This window comes from Variovorax sp. CCNWLW235 (genome assembly GCF_037204085.1).
In the GTDB taxonomy this organism is placed as follows: Bacteria; Pseudomonadota; Gammaproteobacteria; order Burkholderiales; family Burkholderiaceae_C; genus Variovorax.
This window is the reverse complement of sequence record NZ_JBBCBW010000004.1, coordinates 253676-271941: the sequence shown is the minus strand read 5'-3', so window position 1 is coordinate 271941 and position 18266 is coordinate 253676. Positions and strand designations below refer to the sequence as shown.

The following is an 18266-nucleotide window of genomic DNA, read 5'->3' as shown; positions in this document are numbered from 1 at the left end:
ACCCCCGCGCCGGCGCCGTCAAAGCCCGCCGGGTTGTTTGTAAAGCGAAAGGATATGGCCGGTGCGCGGGTCGCCCTTGCCGGCCAGCACCTGCGCATAGGCCGCCTGCACGGCCTCGCCGCCGTGGTGGTGCTCGGCGCGCAGCCACGGGTTCTTTGCGTCGCTCACCGTGGACAGAAAGCTGCGCCAGGCGGACACCATGCGCCGCCCGAACTCGTCCGCACCCCATTCGGCGGTGCGCTTCTTGATTTGCGCCGGCGCAAAGAACAGGGTGGCGCGCGGGCCCGGCAAATCCTTGCCGGCGCCCTTGGACGAGAGCTGCTCCACGTGCGTGCCGCCGATCGAGCAGCTGTATTTGAGATTGGCAAAACGCGTGTGAACGGCGCTGCGAAGGCCGCCGTTGCCGGCAAAGTCGACGTACACGCAGGGCGTATCGGCCGCAATGCTGTCGAGCGCGTCGTACGTCACCACGCGGTCGTAGCAGCCCAGACTTTCGCAAAAAGCCACGTTGGCGGGCGATGTGAGGCCGATCACCTCGGTGCCTTCGCGCTGGTGCAACTGAAAGGCCGTGCCGTAGGCCGTCTTGCTCGACGCACTCGACAGCAGCATGGTGCCGGCGCCGAAGAAGTCGTTGTCCGCCATGAAGTCGTCGATCAGCCACGAGGTGATGAACAGCGGGCGCAGCAGCGCCTGCGCGTCTTCCGTGTCGGCGGTGTAGAGCGGGTCTGCGTTGCAGCGGAAATACTGGTTGTAGACCGCCGGCAGCGCCGCGCGGTGCGGGGCCCCGTCGGCAAATCGCTCCGGGGACAGGCGCTCGGGGCTGAGCACCGCGCCAGACGCCATGGGCCAGTAGCCATAGAGCCGCTCGCCTACTGCCACGCCCGGGTGCAGCGACTGCACCACGCTTGCGAAGCCCCATACCGGAATGCTGCCCCAGCCTTCTTCGCCGGACGGGAAGAACTGCCAGTAGCTCATTGCATCGCCGAAGGCGGCGTAGGTGATGTTGTTGGACGTGAGAGCAAAGCCGTCGATGCGAACGCGCACCTGGCCGTCGGTCAAGGGCTGGTCGGTGGCGGTGTGCAAGCGCGTGGCGGCGAGCTCGTCCTTGCGGATCAGGAGGCTGGTGGTGCTCATGGGGTCGATCTCCACGGTGCGTTGAAGGGCGTGCGGCCACATTAGCCAAGCTTGATGAAAGGCGCTATCGCGTTTGCGTTTTCGGGGTCACCCGTGAGACAACGACGGCCATGAAAAAAGCGCCCCGGCTTGTGGCCGGAGCGCTCTTTTTTTGTCACTCAGCGGAAATCAGGCGATCGTCAGTTCGACGTCGATGTTGCCGCGGGTGGCGTTCGAGTACGGGCAGACCTGGTGAGCCGTGTCGACCAGCTTCTGCTTTTGTTCTGCGTCCAGGCCGGGCAGCGTGATTGCGAGCTGCACCGAAATGCCGTAGGCCGCGCCGCCGTTTGTCGGGCCAAGGGAAACCTTCGAGTCGATGGCCACGTCTTCAGGCACCTTCACGCCAATCTTCGGGCCGACGGCCTTCATCGCGCCGATGAAGCAGGCGGCGTAGCCGACCGCGAACAGCTGCTCGGGGTTGGTGCCGGGCTTGCCCGAACCGGGCGAGCTCAGCTTGACGTCGATGGCGCCGTCGCTGGACTTGCCTGCGCCGTCGCGGCCGCCGACGGTGTGGGCTTCAGCGGTGTAGAGAACCTTGTCGAGTTTGGTGGTCATGGTGATTCCTTTGTGGATGAGGGTGGAGGGAACGGTGAAAAGAGCTTCTTTGGATGAAGCGGGAAGAAACTTGAAGCGCGCTGTGTTCTTGGCCTGTCAGGCGGCTTTCTTGATGCGGTCGCGCAGGGCCTGGATTTGCTGGGTGAGCGAAATCAACTCGGGCACCGAGCACTGGGCGGCGGCCATCAGGCACTCGGGCACGTTGGCCGCACGGGCCTTGAGCTTGCGGCCCGCAGCGGTGAGCGTGATGTGCACGCGCCGCTCGTCGGCCACGTCGCGCACTCTTGCTACGTACCCGTTGGCTTCGAGCCGCTTGAGCAGGGGCGTGAGGGTGCCGGAGTCGAGCGAGAGGCGCTCGCCGAGTGCGGAGACAGTGGGGCCGTCTTGCTCCCAGAGGGCGAGCATTACCAGGTATTGGGGGTAGGTGAGCTGCAGCTTTTCCAGGACCGGCTTGTAGAGGCGGGTCATGGCCAACGAGGCGGAGTAGACGGCGAAGCAGAGCTGGTTGTCCAGCTTGAGCATTTCGTCTTTGGCTTGTGGGGTGGGCATGGGTGGAATTGTAGTTCGCAATTTAATTGTGTGCAATGTAGTTGTTTTGGGTTCAGTTTTGGGTTTGCTTCCCGGGGCCGGGTGTCGCCCCGGCGGGCGACCTACTTTTCTTTGCTTCGCCAAAGAAACGTAGGCAAAAGAAAGGCGACCCCACTGTCTGCGACCCCTGCGCTTCGCTACGGGGCAACCTGCGGTGCTCAGGTTTCGCGGGGTCCGCAGAACTCGCTTCGCTCAGACAGCTGCGACCCTGATCCGCGAAACCCTCCGCTCCTCGGCGCATACAGAGGGGCTTGGAAACCGAACGGGCCTTTGCTTCGCTCGGCCACCAAGCCACCGCGGCGCTGCGCGCCGCAGTGGTTGGCATCGAGCTGGCTGTTGGTCTTGGCTGTCGGTATTGGGGCCGAGCGAGAGCGAAGGCTGCCCGCCCCCACCCCTTCTGTATGCGCCGAGGAGCGCAGATGGAGGCGGGATCAGGGCCGCAGCTGTTTGAGCGCAGCGAGTTCTGCGGACCCCCGCCGGAGTCGAGCACCGCAGGTTGCCCGCAGCGCAGCGGAGGGACGCAGACAGTAGGGTCGCCTTTTCTTTGCTTACTTTCTTTTGGCGAAGCAAAAGAAAGTAAGTCCGCCGCCGGGCGGATATCCCGGCCTCGGAACAAAAAAAGAAGCAAGGAGCTCATTCCTCACCCCCCACAAACAAAGCCTCGAACTCCCCATCCAAAGGCAACCCCGCAACAACCATCCGAGCCCCTCCCTCAGAGCCAGGATCGCCCAGCCACAAAGACCCCCCCGCCCCAGGCAAAGCCAACGATTCCAATTCCCCCTCGCGCACCTCACCACCTTGCGTCGCAGCAAACAACCGCTCAAGCAAAGCATCGAACCCCAGCGCATCCATATCCCCCTCAAGCCCTTCCAACGCAGCCTGCGTCCCCCGCTCCCACCACAGCAGCAACCCCCGCAGCGCATCACCCCCCAACGTCTCGCCAACAGATGCATCGAACTCGACAGCCAGCGTGATCGGAAAGTACCGCCCCACCCCATCGACCGAAGGCATCATCACGCCGATCCAGGCGCCCTCGCCCGCCACGCCCGGCCCCAGCGCAAAGCACCACACCGGCGCCTGCAGGTAGTGCGCCATCCAGTCCGTATGCCGGTCCTTCAGCCGCGCCAGCCCTCGCTGCAGCCAGTGGTCCCATTCAGAGCGAAACGACTCGGGCAGCCGCCGGTGCGCAAAGTCCCCCATGCCGGGCAACTTGCCGAACCATCCGGGCAATGCAGAAGCAGAAGGAAAAGCAAGCGCGCCGCTCACAGCCCCTCCGGACAAGAAAACTCACGCAGTTCCTTCAAGCGGATCGGATGCTGCACGCTGTTCGTCGTCACCTCGAAGCGCGTCTTGCGCGGACCGACCTGGAAAGTGATGAAAAACTTCTCGGGCGCATCCCCAGCTTCGAGCTGGCCGTCGTCGAGCGCACGGAACAGCGCCCACGGCCCATCGACGGCGGAGCCGGAGCTGCCGGTGGTCGAAGGCGGACTCACCTGAATGCGCACCTGGTTGCTGCCCTTCGGCCCGGGCCATTGCACGGCCATGGGCACCACGGGGCCGTGCGCGTACTTCACGAGCTGGCCGTCCACGTCGAGAATGAATTGCGTGATGCCTGCGTCCATCTCCACCGGCTTGAAGTCCAGCCGCATCGATGGGCCGCGGCCGCCGCCGCGGAAGAAGATGTCCTTGATGCGCGCGGCGCGCTCGAACTGCGCCAGCGCCTGCGTGGTAACGGCGCCGCGCTCGGCCACCGGCTTGTAGCGCCACGGCTTGGTGCTGGTGTCGACCAATGCGGCCAGCCGCTTCTGGAAGAAGTCGTCCATCAGCCCGCCGGCGCCGAACATCTGGCCGAAGTCTTCGGGCAGCACGTCGCGCTTGCTGCTGCCCACAAAGGGGTAGCGGCCCGCGATGGCGCGGTTGCAAAACTCGGTGACGGGGCGCAGGTCCTGGCTCAGGTTGCCGCGCTCGGCCACCTGCGCCTGCGCTGCGCCCGACTGGCTCAGGTTCTCGACCATGGTGCGCACCGGCTCGGGCAGGCGCCCGGCATCCGACTTGAGCTTGCCGGCCACGTCGCCGGGCGGCGGCGAGGTGCGGCCCTTCACGGCCGTGTCGACGGCGTTGAGGTACACGTACACCTCGTTGAACAGCTTGAGCGCCTCGTCGATGGGCGCGGGCTGGTTGGGCGCAACCGGCGTGACCAGGCGGCGCAGCGGCTCGAAGCGGTCGTCCACGATGCTTTCGATGCGCTTGCCGCTGGCCACCGGCTTGTTCGGGTCGCCGCCAAAAAGATCTTCCAGGCCCTTGCGGGTGTTGGCGACCGTGGCTGTCGCCTTGCTCACCACGTCCTTGGGTTGGTCGGCGGGAATGAGCGTGGTTTCCTTCACCACCGCGCGCAGGAAGTTGGCAAGCGGCGAACCCACGCCCGAGAGAATGCGCGCGGCCTCGATGTTCTTCTCGAGCCCGGTGGCGCGAATCAGCCGCACGTCGGCCAGGAGCGTCTCCCACACCTTGACGTATTCCGCCAGGTAGAGCCGGCGCACGCGGTCGGTCAGCGCGCCGAGCGCGGCCACGTCGCGCATGCGGTCGGTGGCGCTGCGGTCTTGCCCCAGCACCCACGGGTCTTCCTGCGCGAGCAGGCCGGTGAGCACCGTCACCTCGTTCTGGAAGCGCTTGTGATAGCCGTCGTAGGTGAACATGCCCGGCACACCTTCGGTCAGCGGCTTGCCGCTGATGCGCTCGAACACCAGCGGTGCCGACGGGCCCGCGGCGGTGGCGATGCTGAAGCCCGGAATGTCCTTGGTGGCGCGCTGGCGCTTGAGGCGGCTGAACACGCGCTGCTCCAGCGGATAGCTCGCAAGCACCGCGCGCACGCTGCGCACCAGGTTCTCGTCCATCTTGAGCGGCGAGCGCGGCGGGCCTTGTGCAATGAGCACGTCGAGCTGATCTTCAAGAGCCTGGCGCTGGTCTTCGGGAATGCCGCGGTCCAGGCTGCGCGCCCAGTCGAGCGTGATCCAGGCCTTGAGCGCCTCGGCGTCGAAGTGCTCGGGCTGGTAGAGCATGAGGTAGCTCTTGAGCGCCTCGTAGGTGTACTCCAGGTTGTCCTTCTGCGCGGTGCGCAGCTGGTCTTCGATGCGCTTGGCGATCTGCGGCAGGAAGGCGTCGTTGAGCGCGCGCTGGTGCGTGAGCATGGCGGCCGCATCGAGCTTGTCGCCCTGGTAGAGGCCCAGCGTCATCGACAGCGGCTCGTCGCCCTGGCGGTTGTCGGGCGTCTTCCAGATGTCGCGCAGGCCCTGCAGCGCGGGCGCCACCTCCACCAGGTTCTGCACGCGCGAAGGCAGCGCCGCAAGGGTCTGGCGCGCGGGCTCGACACGGGCCTCGACCGACTTCAGGTAGTTGACGTTCTGCAGCGTGCTGTAGCCCCAGCCCGCCAGCAGCGCCAGCGTGACCAGCGTCATGGCCGCAACACCGGCCATGCGCAGCGTGTGGCGCCGGCGCTCCAGCTTCACGTTGGCGCCGGCCAGGCGCTGCTCCGGAAACACCACTTCGCGCAGCAGCGCGGTGAGAAAGTAGCTGCGGCCACTCGACTTCTGCGGCGCGAGCATGGCGCGCTCCAGGCCGAAGCTGCGCGCAAGGCTGCCCATCACGCGGTCGATCGGGCTGCCCTCTTGCGTGCCGCTGGTGAAGTACACGCCGCGCACCCACGGCGGCTGCGCAAAGCGGGAGCCGGTGAACACCTGGTCGAGCAGGTCGGACAGCATCGAGCCGATGGAGCCGAACTGCGCCGGAAAGCCGAAGATCGCCGCGCGCCGCGTGCCGTCCGTCTCGCGCTGCATGCGCGCGATGAGCCCATCGTTCACGCGGTTGTGCAGCAGCGCGAACTCGCGGTTGAAGGCGGTGGAAAGGCCCTTGTCATCGGCTTGCACGTTCTCGTCGGCCGGCAGCGTAAAGCCGAACACCTGCGCGCGCTGCTCTTTGCCAAGGTCGTCGAAGTAGTCGGTAAAACCATAGAGCAAATCGCTCTTGGTGACGAGCACGTACACCGGCAGCCGCGTGGTGAGCTTGGCATCCAGCTCGAGCAGCCGCGCGCGAATGGAAGCGGCCAGCTGTGTGCGCTGCTCGGGGCCCTGGCTCAGCAGGTCGGCCACGCTCACGGTCAGGAACACGCCGTTGAGCGGCCGGCGCGGGCGCGCCTTCTTGAGCAGGCCCAAAAAGCCTTCCCATGCGCTCTTGTCTTCCGACTGGTGGCTGTCCTGCGTGGTGTAGCGACCGGCGGTGTCGATGAGCACGGCCTCGTCGGTGAACCACCAGTCGCAGTTGCGGGTGCCGCCCACGCCGCGGATGGCGCCGGGGCCGAACTTCTCCGCCAGCGGAAACGAGAGGCCCGAATTGACCAACGCGGTGGTCTTGCCTGCACCGGGCGCGCCGATGAACACATACCAAGGCAGGTCGTACAGATAGCTGCCGCCGGAGATGGAAAGCCAATCTCGCCAGCCGGGCTTCTTGCCGGCCGCATGCAGGCGCATCTGCTTGAGCGTGGCCACGGCTTCGCTGAAGCGCGTGTCGAGGATCTTCTGTTCGCCGTTGACCGGAGCGTCCGTCTTTGCGGACGGCGCCTTCATCAAGCCGTCGGTCAGGTGCTGGCTCGCACGGCGCGCGCGCCAGCGGCGGTAGAGCGCGCGCAGCACCACGATGAGCACGATGGCGCCGATCAGCAATGCGCGTGCAAGCTCGCTCTCGAGCGGCACCCACGCGCCGATCTTCACCAGCGGGCCGATCCACCAGATCAGCAGCGCGACGATGACCAGCGCCAGCAGGGTCAGCAGCAGCGGGCTGAACAGGAAGCCGAAGATTTTCTTGATCATTTCGTCACTCCCGCCGAAGCCACCCGATCGGGCTCCGACAACAGCACGATGTCGACACGCCGGTTGCGCGCGCGGTTGGCCGGGGTGTCGTTGGCGGCCACGGGCTCGGCGTCGGCCTTGCCGTCGGAGCGCATGCGCGCCGGCTCCACCAGCGTGGTGAGCGCGCCCTTCACCGCATCGGCGCGCGCGGCCGACAGGTGCCAGTTGGAGGGATAGCGCAGCGAGCGGATCGGCTGGTTGTCGGAGTGGCCGGTGATCAGCACCTCGCCCTTCACCTCGGCCAGCGCCTGGCCGATGCGGCGCAGCACCGGCAGCGAGGCGGCCATGGGCTCGGCGCTGCCGGAGCCGAAGAAGGAGTCGCCGCGCAGGCGCACCACGCTGCGGTCGGCCTCGTCGGTCACTGTCACCAGGCCCTGCTTGATCTCGGGCTCGAGAAAGCGCGCGAGCCGCGGCGACTTGGCCGGCACGGCGGGCGGCGCAATCTGTATGTTGGGCACGCGCAGGCCCGACACGGCGGCATAGGTGGTGTCGGAGCGGTAGTTGAGCGTGAGCCGCAGGCCGAACCAGGCCAGCGCGAGCAGCAGCGCAAAGCCTGCCGCAAACACCCACAGCGGCAGCGATTCACGCAGCCGCACGGTGCCCGCGCCCTGCCCGCGCCAATGCGGCGAGAGCTCGGCTTCGAGCGGCGGGCGGTCCTTGGCGATGAGGTCGGCCAAGCGCTGGCGCACCGAATCGAGCTGCGCACGGCCGTTGTCGACCACGCGGTAACGGCCTTCGAAACCGAGTGCGAGCACGCTGTAGATGAGCTCCAGCAGCTGGCGGTGCGTGGGCACGTCCTGCGCGAGCTTGGCGAGCAGCTGGAACACTTTTTCGCCGCCCCAGGTTTCGTTGTGGAACTGCACCAGCAGGCTCTGCTTGTTCCAGCCGGCCTGCACGCCCCAGGGCGTGTTGGCCACGGCTTCGTCGAGAGAAGTGCAGAGGACGTAGCGGGCGGCAAGCACCGACTCGTTGGAGATGCCGGCGCGGCGCGCGGCGGCGTCGAACTGGTTCACCGCCTCGGCGGTGGAGGCGCGCAAGGCCGGCACGTTGGGCGGCTGCGCGAGGTTGCGCAACTTGCCGATGAGCACCAGCAGCTTGCCCGCGGCCGACACCAGCGGATTGAGCAGCCCGATCTCGCCTACATCCGCGGCGGGTGTCGGATCGGCACCGCCGAAGAACGGCGCGGGCGCAGCCGCGGGCGGCGGCGTGCCGGCCGGCGTGCGCGGCTTGGGCTTGATGACCGTGCGCTCCGACTCGAAAGCGGCGAAGGGGTCTGGTGTGGTCATGATGGTGTTCCGTTTCCGTCAGCCCGATGCGGCTAGGAACGAATGGCCCAGAACGCGAGGTCGAGGCCGGGAAAGTCGCCCGCGATGTGCATCGCGATGCCGCCCGATTGCTCCAGCTGGCGCCACAGGTCGCTGTTGCGCGTTTCAAGCTCGAAGTAGTTGGCCCCGGTATGAAAGGGAATCTGGCGCGGCGCCACCGGCATGGGCGTGAGCGTGACGCCCGGGAGCGCCAGGTTGACCAGGTCGCGGATGCGCTCGACCGGGCCGATCTTGACCTGCGTGGGAAAGCGCGCGCGCAGCGCCTCGCTCGGCATGTTGGCATTCACCGCAAGCACGAAGGTCGCCTTGCGCTGCAGCTCCACATCGGTGACCACCGCCACGCGCACGCCGTGCTTGCGGTCGTGCAGCTCGATGCGGATGGCCGACTGCTCCAGCACCATCGACAGGCTGCGGCGCAGGTCATCCATCACCGGGCGGAAGCTCAGCGCCAGGTCGTCGTGGATATAGGGACCAAAGCGCGTGACACGGCGCGAATCGCGAAAACTCGCCAGATCGCCCGCCAGCCCGAGGGCATGCTCGAAGAAATGCTGCGGGTGCAGCATCGCGCTCTTGGCCAGGTGCGCAAACACCGCCTCGTTGCGGTTGACCGTCTGCAGCAGCATGAAATCCGCGATCTCGGCCACGCCGCCCGTGCCGCCTTGCGTCATCCGCCCGGCCAGCGCCTCGCCGCGTTGGCGCAAAAGGCCCAGCAGTTCGTCGAGCCACGAACGGATCACGGCATGGCCCGCCACGTCGAGCAGCGGCGGCAGCATGGCACGGTCGAGCTGCACCTGGTTGTCGACGCGGCGTTCCACCACCCGGGCCACGCCGAGTGTGGTCCAGGCATCGGTCGCTTCACCGGCGCGCATCAGGCGCGTATGCAGCTGGCCCAGTTGCAGCATGGCCGTGCGCTCGCCGGCGGTGTTGGAGTCGGGCACATCGGACTCGAGCACGCGGTGGCGCACCAGCTCTTCATATTCTTCTGCGTCGGCCTCGCGCGCACCGGCGCGGCGGAGCGGCAGCGCGAGCATCACGGCCTCGTCGCGCATCGTCGGTGGAATGTCGATGGGCTCGGGCAGCGGATCGACCGCCGGCATGTCGAACACCGTGCCGTCGCCGAAGATGCCTACAGCGCGCACCAGCGCGAGCTTGCCCAGCGTGAGCGCGGCCTGGTCGATCTCGATCTCCGCGAAACCCCAGGCATAGGGCGTGGTCGACCGCAAAAGCACATGCCGCGCATGGTCGCCATGACGCTCGCTCTGCTGCAGGTGCTGGGGCTGCAGCAGCATCCCCTCGCTCCAGACCACTTTTGTTCGCCAACTCATCCGCACTCCGTCAAAGGCAAGGGCTGCCCGAAAGAAGCACGGAGTTTCCGGCGCGCAAGGCCGGCGGCAAATCCGCCTAACGGCCTAGGCGGAGGGATTTGGAGCTACGGCGAAGGGACTAGGCGGGCGCCTCGCGCGCCTTGGCTCAGCGCGCGGCGCCAGACGCCGCGCGCAACGTCTCAACCTGTTCCTTGTAAGCCTGCTCGATGCGCCGCAGCCTTTGCTCGCGCGCCGCATCGTTGACCCACGCAGCCGCCATCGCGTTCTGCTTGCCCAGCTGGTACTCCAGCGTGGCCTCGGGCAACAGCGCGCTGTCGTCGGCCGGCGCATAGCCGTAGGCCGCGCGCAGCGTCTTGAGCACTTCGCGTTCGGCATCGGCGCGCGGGCCCTTGCCTTGGCCGTAGCCGATCAGGAAAGCCTGCAGCCGGGCCTGGAACGCGGGTGGGTAGTCGCGCCGCACCACCATCTGTGCGCCGGGCGGCGGCTCGGACTCCCACACCACATGCAGCCGCGCGGCCTCGACGGGAAACTGTTCCCTGAAGCGCTCGAAGTCGGTGGTGTTGTTGGTGGCCACGTCGGCGTCGCCATTGGCCACTGCAAGCGCGGTGGCCTGGTGGTTGCCGACGATCTCGCCGCGGAACTGGGTTTCCATCTGGATCTTGCGCGGCAGGAACAGCTGGCTCTGCGGTATGAGAAATCCGGTCACCGAGCGGCTGTCGCCGCGCGCGAGGCGCCAGCGCTCGGGCTCTGCGAGCACCGCTTCCAGCGTGTTGGGCGCGCCGGTCCTTCGCGTGAGCAGCACCGCGCGGTGGGTGGGCATGCCGGGCCGGCGGGCGATTTGCGCCACCACCTTCATGCGCCGCTGCATCACTGCGTCCAGCGCGATCTTGGCCGAGAGAAACGCCATGTCGACCTCATCGCGCTTGATGGCGCGGTCGAGCTCTTCGTACGACGCCACGGAGTAAGCAGTCACCGGCACGCCGATGGCCTGGCTCATGTCGGCCAGCAGCGGCATCCACAACGCACGCGACTCGACCGCGCCCCCCAGCGGCAGCACGCCAAAGCGCACGGGCTTGGCGGGAGCGGCCGCTTTTTCGGTGGCACCGGCGCTGCCCGGGCCAAGCAAGAGCGCGGTGGCAACCAGCATGAGCGGCAGTGCCATGGCGGCAATCCACCCGACAGCGCGAGGCAGCGCGCGGGCAGGCATGTCAGGGCGACAGGTCCCGAAGGACGGTGGCCTGCTCCACGTAGCCGCTTTCGATGCGCTTCAGGCGCGCCTGCCGCGCCTCGTCGTTGACCCATTGCGCGGTCATGGCGTTCTGCTTGGCCAGCTGATAGGCAAGCTTGGCGGCCGGCTGCAGCGAGCTGTTGTCCGCCGCCACGAAGCCGGCCAGGTCGTGCAGCGACTTGAGCACGGCCCGCTCCGCATCGCCCTTGGGGCCCTTGGCGCGGCCGTAGCCGACCAGGAAAGCCTGCACGCTGCTGCGCAACTCGGGCGGGTATTCACGCCGCACCACGATCTGCGCATGCGGAATCAGCTCCGACTCCCACAGCACCTGCAGCCGCTGCGCCTCAGCCGGAAAGCGCTGCTTGAAGCGCTCGAAATCGGCCGTGTTGTTGGTGGCCACATCGGCTTCGTTGTTGGCCACGGCGAGGGCGGTCGCCTGGTGGGTGCCGACGATCTCGCTCAGGAAGCGGGTTTCCATGGCGATGTGGTTGGGCAGGAAGAACTGCAGCTGCGGCACGATGAAGCCGGAGACCGACTGCCGCTCGCCGCGCGCAAGGCGCCAGCGTTCCGGCTCGCCCAGCAGGCTCTTCTTGGTATTGAACGGCGGCGTCTTGCGGGTGAGCAGCAGCGCGCGGTAGCCCGCCAGGCCGTCGTGGCGCACCACCTGCGCCACCACTTTCATGCGGCGCTGCGTCACGGCGTCTAGCGCCATCTTTCCGGACAGGAACGCCATGTCGACCTCGTCGCGGCGGATGGCCTGCTCCAGCGCCTCATACGAATTGACCGAGAGCACGCTCACCGGCCGGGCGATGGCGCGGCTCAGTTCGGCCAGCAAAGGGTCCCAGTCGCTGCGCGATTCGAAAGCACCGCCGAGCGGCAGGATGCCGAAGCGCACCGGTGCATCGGGCTGCAGCGCGGGCTGGGCGGCCGCCAGCATCGGCAGGCCGGCGAGCAGCATCAACGCGAGTGCGCCGCGGCGAACCACCATGGCGGCAGCACGCCTGAACCACGGGCTGCGGTGCGGGGCATGAAAGGCATCAATGGCGCCGGAAGCCTTCCGGACGCGGCTTGGGGAGGCCTGCATTTTTGGACACGGAACATGGGCCGCTGCGGGTCAGCGGGTCTAACATGGACAACGCGGACACGATTAGATATCAAATACAAGTTGTTTTTGTGATGTTTTTCCCATCTTTCGCTCCGTAATCTGGGCCTCTAAGCTTGATCTTCATGCGCCAAATGCCCCCATGAACTGGAACTTCAGCGTCGTCCGTGGGCTTGCGCGCCTCACCTTCGCCCAGCAGCTGATCCTGCTGGCGCTGGTGCCGGCAACCGCTGCCACGCTGGCGGCCATTGCCGTTCTGACGCGCCAGCACCTGGACAACCTCACCGAGCTGATGCGCGCCAATGCGCAAACGGTGGCGCTGCAGGTTGCCACCGCGGCGCAAGCTCCGCTGGTGCGCATGGACCGCCGCATTCTTCAGCGCACGGCCCAGTCGGGCACCTATCAGCCGCACGTGCAGCAGGTGCAGATCTGGTCGGACGACGGCGAGATCGTCGCCAACTCCGAAACCGTCGACCGCGCCCGGGGCGAAGGGCTGCAGGTGGTGGTGCCGGTGGTGAGCGAGGACGGCCGGCATAGCGGCAAGGTCATGGTCGAGATGAGCCTGGACGCCGTGCAGGACGCGCGGCGCTCGGTGTGGCTCAACGTGGTGCTGGTGCTGGCAACCAGCCTGGTGGGCGTGGGGCTGGCGGGCTGGTGGGCCGCGCGGCGCATCAGCGAGCCGATTCGTGCGCTGGGCAAGGCGGTCGACCGCCTGGGCGCCGGCGAGGCCGCGAGCGTGACCATCGAGGGCACCTCCGAGGTGCGGCACCTGCAGCACGGCTTCAACCAGGCGGCGCGCGCGCTGGCCGAAAGCCACCGGCTGCTGCAAAGCCGCATCAGCGAGGCCACGGCCGAACTCGCGCGCAAGAACCAGCAGCTCGAAGTCGCGAGCCAGGCCAAGACGCGCCTGCTGGCCGCCGCCAGCCACGACCTGCGCCAGCCGCTGCATGCGCTCACGCTGTTTTCGGACGGCCTGGCCAATGGCGAGACCGACCCTGTGCGCCTGCAGCGCATCGGCCACATCCGCGAGTGCGTCGATTCGCTCGACCGCCTGTTCTCGGAACTGCTCAATCTCTCGCAGCTCGATGCCGGCGTGCTGCAGCCGCAGTGGGCAGACTTTCCGCTCGACCAGCTGTTCGACGAGATCAGCCGCAACTTCCGTCCGGTGGCCGAGCAGCAGGGCTTGCGGCTGGTGGCGCGCAAGACCGACCTCTGGGTGCGCTGCGACTACGTGATGCTCTCGCGCATCCTCAACAACCTGGTGTCGAACTCGCTGCGCCACACCATCGAAGGCGGCGTGCTGATCGGCGCCCGGCGGCGCGGCAAGGGCGTTCGCATCGACGTGGTCGACACCGGCGTGGGCATTGCCGTGCAGCACCAGGCGCGCGTGTTCGAAGAGTTCTACCAGGTGGAGGCCACCGGCCGCCAGGCGCCGCGCGGCCAGCGCGGCATGGGCCTGGGGCTTGCCACGGTGCAGCGCCTGACGGAACTGCTCAACACCCGCGTCGAGCTCACCTCGCGGCCGAACAAGGGCACCTGCGTGCGGGTGCTGGTGCGTTCGGCGCCGGCCGCATTGCCCGCGCTTGACGTGACGCCGGCCCTCAGCGCCATCGAGGAGGAACCCAGCTTCGAGCAGTTGCGCATCCTGGTGATCGACGACGAGCGCACCATTCTCGAAGGCCTGTCGGTGGTGCTCACAAACTGGGGCGCCGAGGTGCAGGCGGCGCAGACCCGCGCCGAGGCACTCGCGCTGGCCGACGCGTGGGAGCGGCCGCCGGACGTGGTGGTGAGCGATCTGCTCCTGCAGGGCGGCGACAACGGGCTGGACGTGATCGCGGCGCTCGAACGCCATCCGCGCGGCATCGGGCCCGGCACGGCACGCCTGCTGGTCACGGGAGAAACCAAGCCCGACCGCCTGCGCGAAGTGGCCAGCGCCGGCATCGCGGTGCTCTACAAGCCGGTTTCTCCGCGCGTGTTGCGCCAGGCCATTCAGGCCCAGCGCGCGGCGGCGTTGCTCAACGCCGAAGCCTAGGGGCCTGAAGGCCCTAGTCCATCGGACATAGGCCAAGCAGCCGCCGCGCTGTGCACTTCATCACGCCTGCAAGCGCTGGCGGGTGCCGACATAAGCCCTCCGCCTTATCGCGCCAACCAGGGGGCTTCCTTACATTGGGTACTGCTCTCTCTTGCTGCAGAAGCAGTCCATGTTTGTTGCCGTGAACCCTTTCATCTCGCTCTTCCGGAAACGGCTGCGCTGCGGCGCTCGCGCCGCGCTGGCCTTCGGCATGGTGCAGCTGGCCGCCGCCGCATCGGCCACCGGCCTCACGGTGCTGATGAGCGACGACCTCGCCGCGCACTCGGAGTTCGTGCAGCATCTTCGTGCGGGCCAGGAGCCCGGCGGCCGCTTCGACCTGGTGCGGCTTCCGCAAGGCGGCACGGACACCTCGCAAGCCGTGGAAGCAGCCGCCGCCGAGCCCGACCGCGGCGCCAATGCCGGCGTGCGAACGCGCGGCCTGCGCACCGTGTCGGCGGACGCCGGCATGACCATGGCGGTCGGCGTGCCGGCGGCGCGCGCGGCGCTCGAGCGACCCGGCCAGCAGCCGCTGGTGCTTGCGATGCTGAGCCGGCTCGACTACGAAACCCTGCGCGCCAGCAGCCCGGCCCTGCGGCGCGGCGACCGGCGCGTGGGCGTGCTGCTGCGCGACCCCGCCATGGGCGACCAGCTTGCGCTCGTGGGTGCGGTGCTTCCGCACAAGTACCGCATCGGCGTGGTCGCCACGCCCGAATCGGAGCCGCTGGTGCGCGAGCTGCAGCGCGCCGCGCAGGGCGCAAACCCGCCGTGGGACGTGCAGGTGGAATACGCGCCCGACGCCAGGTCGCTGGCCGCTGCACTGCATTCGGTGGTCCCGCGCAGCGACGCGCTGATGGTGCTGCCCGACCTGATCGGCGACAGCCAAGCCGCCACTCTCTCGGTATTGCGCGCGGGCGCCGGAGCGGGCTTGCCGGTGTTCGGCGCCAGCGAAGGGCTGGTGCGTTCGGGCGGGCTTGCGGCAGCGGTCTCTACGCCGGCGCAGCTGGCGCGGCAGGCGCGGTTGCTCGGCCAGAAGCTGGCGAGTGCCGGCACCGGCCCGCTGGTGGAGTCGGCCACGCCCGCCACCGTGCGCGTCAACATGACCGTGGCGCGCGGACTCGGACTGCGCTTGCCGGAGGAGCGGGAACTGACCGAGCGGCTCACCGTCACCCGATGAGCGACAAGGGGACGACGCCCGAAGGCACGCGCGCCGATTCGCCGGCGCAGCCGCAGCCGCTGTCCACGCCCACACTCGTGGTGCGCGGCAACCTGCAACGCGACCTGTTCCGCCTTGGCGTGGTGCCGTGCGCCGCGGTGGCGCTGGCGCTCACCGGCTGGTTCACGCACAACCGCCTGCAAACGCTCGAGGCAGCCTTCGATGCGGAAGGCCAGGCCGTGGCGCGCCAGGTGGCCGCCATGTCGGACCTGAGTCTCTATGCCGGCGACTTGCCGGCGCTGCAGAACGTGGCCAATGCGGCGCTGCGCGGCGGGCAGGTGATGCGGGTGGAAATCAGCAACAGCGCGGGCGTGTTCGTGACCGCCGGCCCCAAGGCATCGGCGCTTGCGCAGCTGCGCATGTTCACCTCGCCCGTCACGCTGCGCGAGGCTTCGCGCGCCAGCGCTTTCGCGCCCGCGGGCTCCACCGCGGCGGGCGAAACGCCCATCGGGCTGGTGCAGACCTTTCGCGACACCACGGCCTACGCGCGCGAGCGCAGCCGCTCGCTCATGGCGGGCATCGGCATTGCAATGGTGGCGCTGCTCGCGGCATGGGCCTCGGTGCGCCACATGGCACGCACGGTGGCGCGGCCTCTGCGACGCGTGTCGCGCACGGTGGCGGCATTGGAGGCCGGGCACTTCGAAGCGCGCTGCGACGTGGTCGAGGGCGAGCCGCGGAGCGTTGCCCCGGCATCGCCGGGCAAGGGCCACACGCACGAGCTGGCCGTGCTCGCACACGACATCGACCGCCTGGCCGAGCGGCTGCAGCGCAACCGCCAGGTCAGCGAGGAGCGCGTGCGCGAGGCCACGGCCGTGGCGCTGCAGCGCATGGCCGAAGCCGAGCAGGCGGCGCTGTCGCGCGCACGGTTCCTGGCCGCGGCCAGCCACGACCTGCGGCAGCCGCTGCATGCCATGGGGCTTTTCATCGACGGCCTTCTGCCGAGCGCCACCGAGGCGCAGCGCCCGGCCGTGCTGCGCCTGCAGGAGAGCACCGAGTTCATGGGCGTGCTGCTCGACGACCTGCTCGAAATCTCGCGGCTCGACGCGCAGGTGCTGACGCCCGCGATCACCAAGGTGCCTTTGGCCGCACTGTTCGACCAGCTCGATGCGCAGCACGCCCCCACCGCGGCTGAAACCCGCGTGCGGCTGCGCTGGAGCGACCGCGGCCTTGCGGTGCGCAGCGATGCGGCGCTGCTGCAGCGCATCGTGGGCAACCTGGTGGCCAACGCGCTGCGCCATGCGCCCGCCGGCGGCACGGTGCTGGTGGCCGCGCGGCGCAGCCGGGCCGACGGCGACAACGTGCGCATCGAAGTGCGCGACAACGGCGTGGGCATTGCGCCCATTCACCAGGGCCGGATCTTCGAAGAGTTCTACCAGGTGGCCAATACCGAGCGCGACAGGCGCCGCGGCTTCGGGCTGGGCCTTGCCATCTGCGCGCGCATCGCCGCGCTGCTCGGCACCCGCATCACGGTGCGCTCGGCGCTGCAGGCGGGCAGCACCTTTGCGCTCACCCTGCCCGCCGCTCAGGCGGCTGAAGCCACCGCGCCCGCAGCCGCGCCGCGCGCGCTCACGCCGCTGGCCGGCCTGCACTGCATGGTGGTCGACGACGACCCCGTGATCCTCGACGGCAGCCGCGCGCTGCTGGAGCAGTGGGGTTGCGAGGTCGAATGCATCGCCACCGGGGCCGAAGCCATCGCGCGGCTGGGCACCGGCGACCTGCGCTTCGACGCGGTGCTGTGCGATTTGCAACTGGCCGGCGCCGACGACGGCATGGACGTGATCACCGCCGCCAAGCGCCTGCAGCCCGACGCGCTCGCCGTGCTCGTGTCCGGCGCCACCGGGCCCGAAGTGCTGCAGCGCCTGCGCCATGGCGGCGTGATGCTGCTCACCAAGCCGGTCGCCCCGGCCAAGCTGCGCGCGCTGCTTTCCACGCGGCGGCATGCCACCTCGCCGGCCTGAGCGCCACCACACACACAGGCCGCAGCCCTCCGCGCCTGCCGACAGGAGCCCTTCCGATGCTCGACATTGCCGCACTCAAGGACATCCGCCCCTTCATCGCGACGCCGAGCTACGGCGGCGCGCTGGCCTCGATCTACGTGCGCAGCCTGCTCGGCCTGGTGAACCTCGCCTGGAGCCACGGCTTTTCGATGCAGACGCGCTTCCTGGACGGCGACAGCCTGATTCCGCGCGCACGCAACCGGCTGGTGGCCGAGTTCATGGCCGACACGCGCTGGACGCATCTGTTCTGGATCGATGCCGACATCGGCTTCGAGCCTTCCGCAGCGCTGCGGCTGCTGCTGGCCGGCCGCGACGTGGTGGCCGGCATCTATCCGCTCAAGGAGGACGGCTGGCCCGCCGACGGCCTGCGCGAGGCCTTGCCCGCGGGCAGCACGCGCGCCGACTTCGAGGCGCGGCATGCGCGCTTTCCGGCCAACGCGTGGACCGGCGAGGGCAAGGTCGATGCCGATGGCTTCATCGAGGTGCTCGATGCGCCCACGGGCTTCATGCTGATCGCGCGCGAGGTGTTCGAGCGCCTGGCCGAAGCCCGGCCCGATTTGCGCTACACGCCCGAGCCGTCGCGCGACACCGCAGCGCAGGCATGGCCCCATTACCGCTTCTTCGACGTGCTGGCCGAGCCCGGCAACGGCCGCTACCTGAGCGAGGACTACGCGTTCTGCCGTCGCTGGCAGGCGCTCGGCGGCAAGATCCATATCGATGCGCAGTCCGACTTGTCGCACCAGGGCCTGCGCACCTACACGGGCCGTTTCGGCGCCGCGGGCTAGCCG

At 68.5% G+C, this 18266-nt stretch carries 13 protein-coding genes; 4 read left to right on the top strand and 9 right to left on the bottom strand.

The features are described 5' to 3' along the window. Positions 1-18 precede the first annotated feature (18 nt). The 9 genes from V9L21_RS07420 to phnD all read right to left on the bottom strand — a co-directional run bounded on the left by V9L21_RS07420 (position 19) and on the right by phnD (position 12083). A complete protein-coding gene (locus V9L21_RS07420) occupies positions 19-1134 on the bottom strand; it encodes a DUF2855 family protein (RefSeq protein WP_337310493.1) in 1116 nt (371 codons plus the stop codon). Positions 1135-1302: 168 nt separating this feature from the next. Next, positions 1303-1728 (bottom strand): organic hydroperoxide resistance protein, encoded by a 426-nt coding sequence (locus V9L21_RS07415; protein WP_126750043.1) that lies wholly within the window; start codon positions 1726-1728, stop codon positions 1303-1305. A 96-nt stretch (positions 1729-1824) separates the two neighbouring features. Continuing rightward, complete coding sequence (locus V9L21_RS07410) at positions 1825-2277, bottom strand: MarR family winged helix-turn-helix transcriptional regulator (protein WP_337310491.1); 453 nt, start codon at positions 2275-2277, stop codon at positions 1825-1827. A 672-nt stretch (positions 2278-2949) separates the two neighbouring features. After that, positions 2950-3582 carry a type VI secretion system-associated protein TagF gene (gene tagF / locus V9L21_RS07405; RefSeq protein WP_337310489.1) on the bottom strand — a complete coding sequence of 211 codons (633 nt, stop codon included), beginning with the start codon at positions 3580-3582 and terminating at the stop codon, positions 2950-2952. Continuing rightward, positions 3579-7178 (bottom strand): type VI secretion system membrane subunit TssM, encoded by a 3600-nt coding sequence (gene tssM, locus V9L21_RS07400; protein ID WP_337310487.1) that lies wholly within the window; start codon positions 7176-7178, stop codon positions 3579-3581. The genes tagF and tssM overlap by 4 nt, the downstream gene beginning before the upstream one ends. Then, the gene (locus V9L21_RS07395) at positions 7175-8503 is read right to left on the bottom strand and encodes a DotU family type VI secretion system protein (protein WP_337310485.1); all 1329 of its coding nucleotides are present in this window, start codon (positions 8501-8503) and stop codon (positions 7175-7177) included. Before V9L21_RS07395 ends, tssM begins: the two co-directional genes overlap by 4 nt. A gap of 32 nt (positions 8504-8535) precedes the next feature. After that, positions 8536-9867, bottom strand: a complete 1332-nt coding sequence (gene tssK / locus V9L21_RS07390) for a type VI secretion system baseplate subunit TssK (protein ID WP_337310483.1) — start codon at positions 9865-9867, stop codon at positions 8536-8538. A 145-nt stretch (positions 9868-10012) separates the two neighbouring features. Then, entirely contained in the window at positions 10013-11029 is a 1017-nt protein-coding gene (locus tag V9L21_RS07385; RefSeq protein ID WP_337310481.1) for a phosphate/phosphite/phosphonate ABC transporter substrate-binding protein, read from the bottom strand. 46 nt (positions 11030-11075) lie between these two features. Next, entirely contained in the window at positions 11076-12083 is a 1008-nt protein-coding gene (phnD, locus tag V9L21_RS07380) for a phosphate/phosphite/phosphonate ABC transporter substrate-binding protein (RefSeq protein ID WP_443304514.1), read from the bottom strand. Positions 12084-12339: 256 nt separating this feature from the next. Here phnD and V9L21_RS07375 point away from each other — a divergent pair, with 256 nt between their 5' ends. From V9L21_RS07375 to V9L21_RS07360, 4 genes are all read left to right on the top strand, one after another. Beyond that, complete coding sequence (locus tag V9L21_RS07375) at positions 12340-14229, top strand: ATP-binding response regulator (RefSeq protein WP_337310479.1); 1890 nt, start codon at positions 12340-12342, stop codon at positions 14227-14229. 169 nt (positions 14230-14398) lie between these two features. Next, complete coding sequence (locus tag V9L21_RS07370; RefSeq protein ID WP_337310477.1) at positions 14399-15442, top strand: ABC transporter substrate-binding protein; 1044 nt, start codon at positions 14399-14401, stop codon at positions 15440-15442. Then, positions 15439-17439 carry an ATP-binding response regulator gene (locus tag V9L21_RS07365; protein WP_337310475.1) on the top strand — a complete coding sequence of 667 codons (2001 nt, stop codon included), beginning with the start codon at positions 15439-15441 and terminating at the stop codon, positions 17437-17439. Before V9L21_RS07370 ends, V9L21_RS07365 begins: the two co-directional genes overlap by 4 nt. Before the next feature lie 56 nt (positions 17440-17495). Further along, a complete protein-coding gene (locus tag V9L21_RS07360) occupies positions 17496-18263 on the top strand; it encodes a hypothetical protein (protein ID WP_337310474.1) in 768 nt (255 codons plus the stop codon). The last annotated feature ends 3 nt before the right edge of the window (positions 18264-18266 follow it).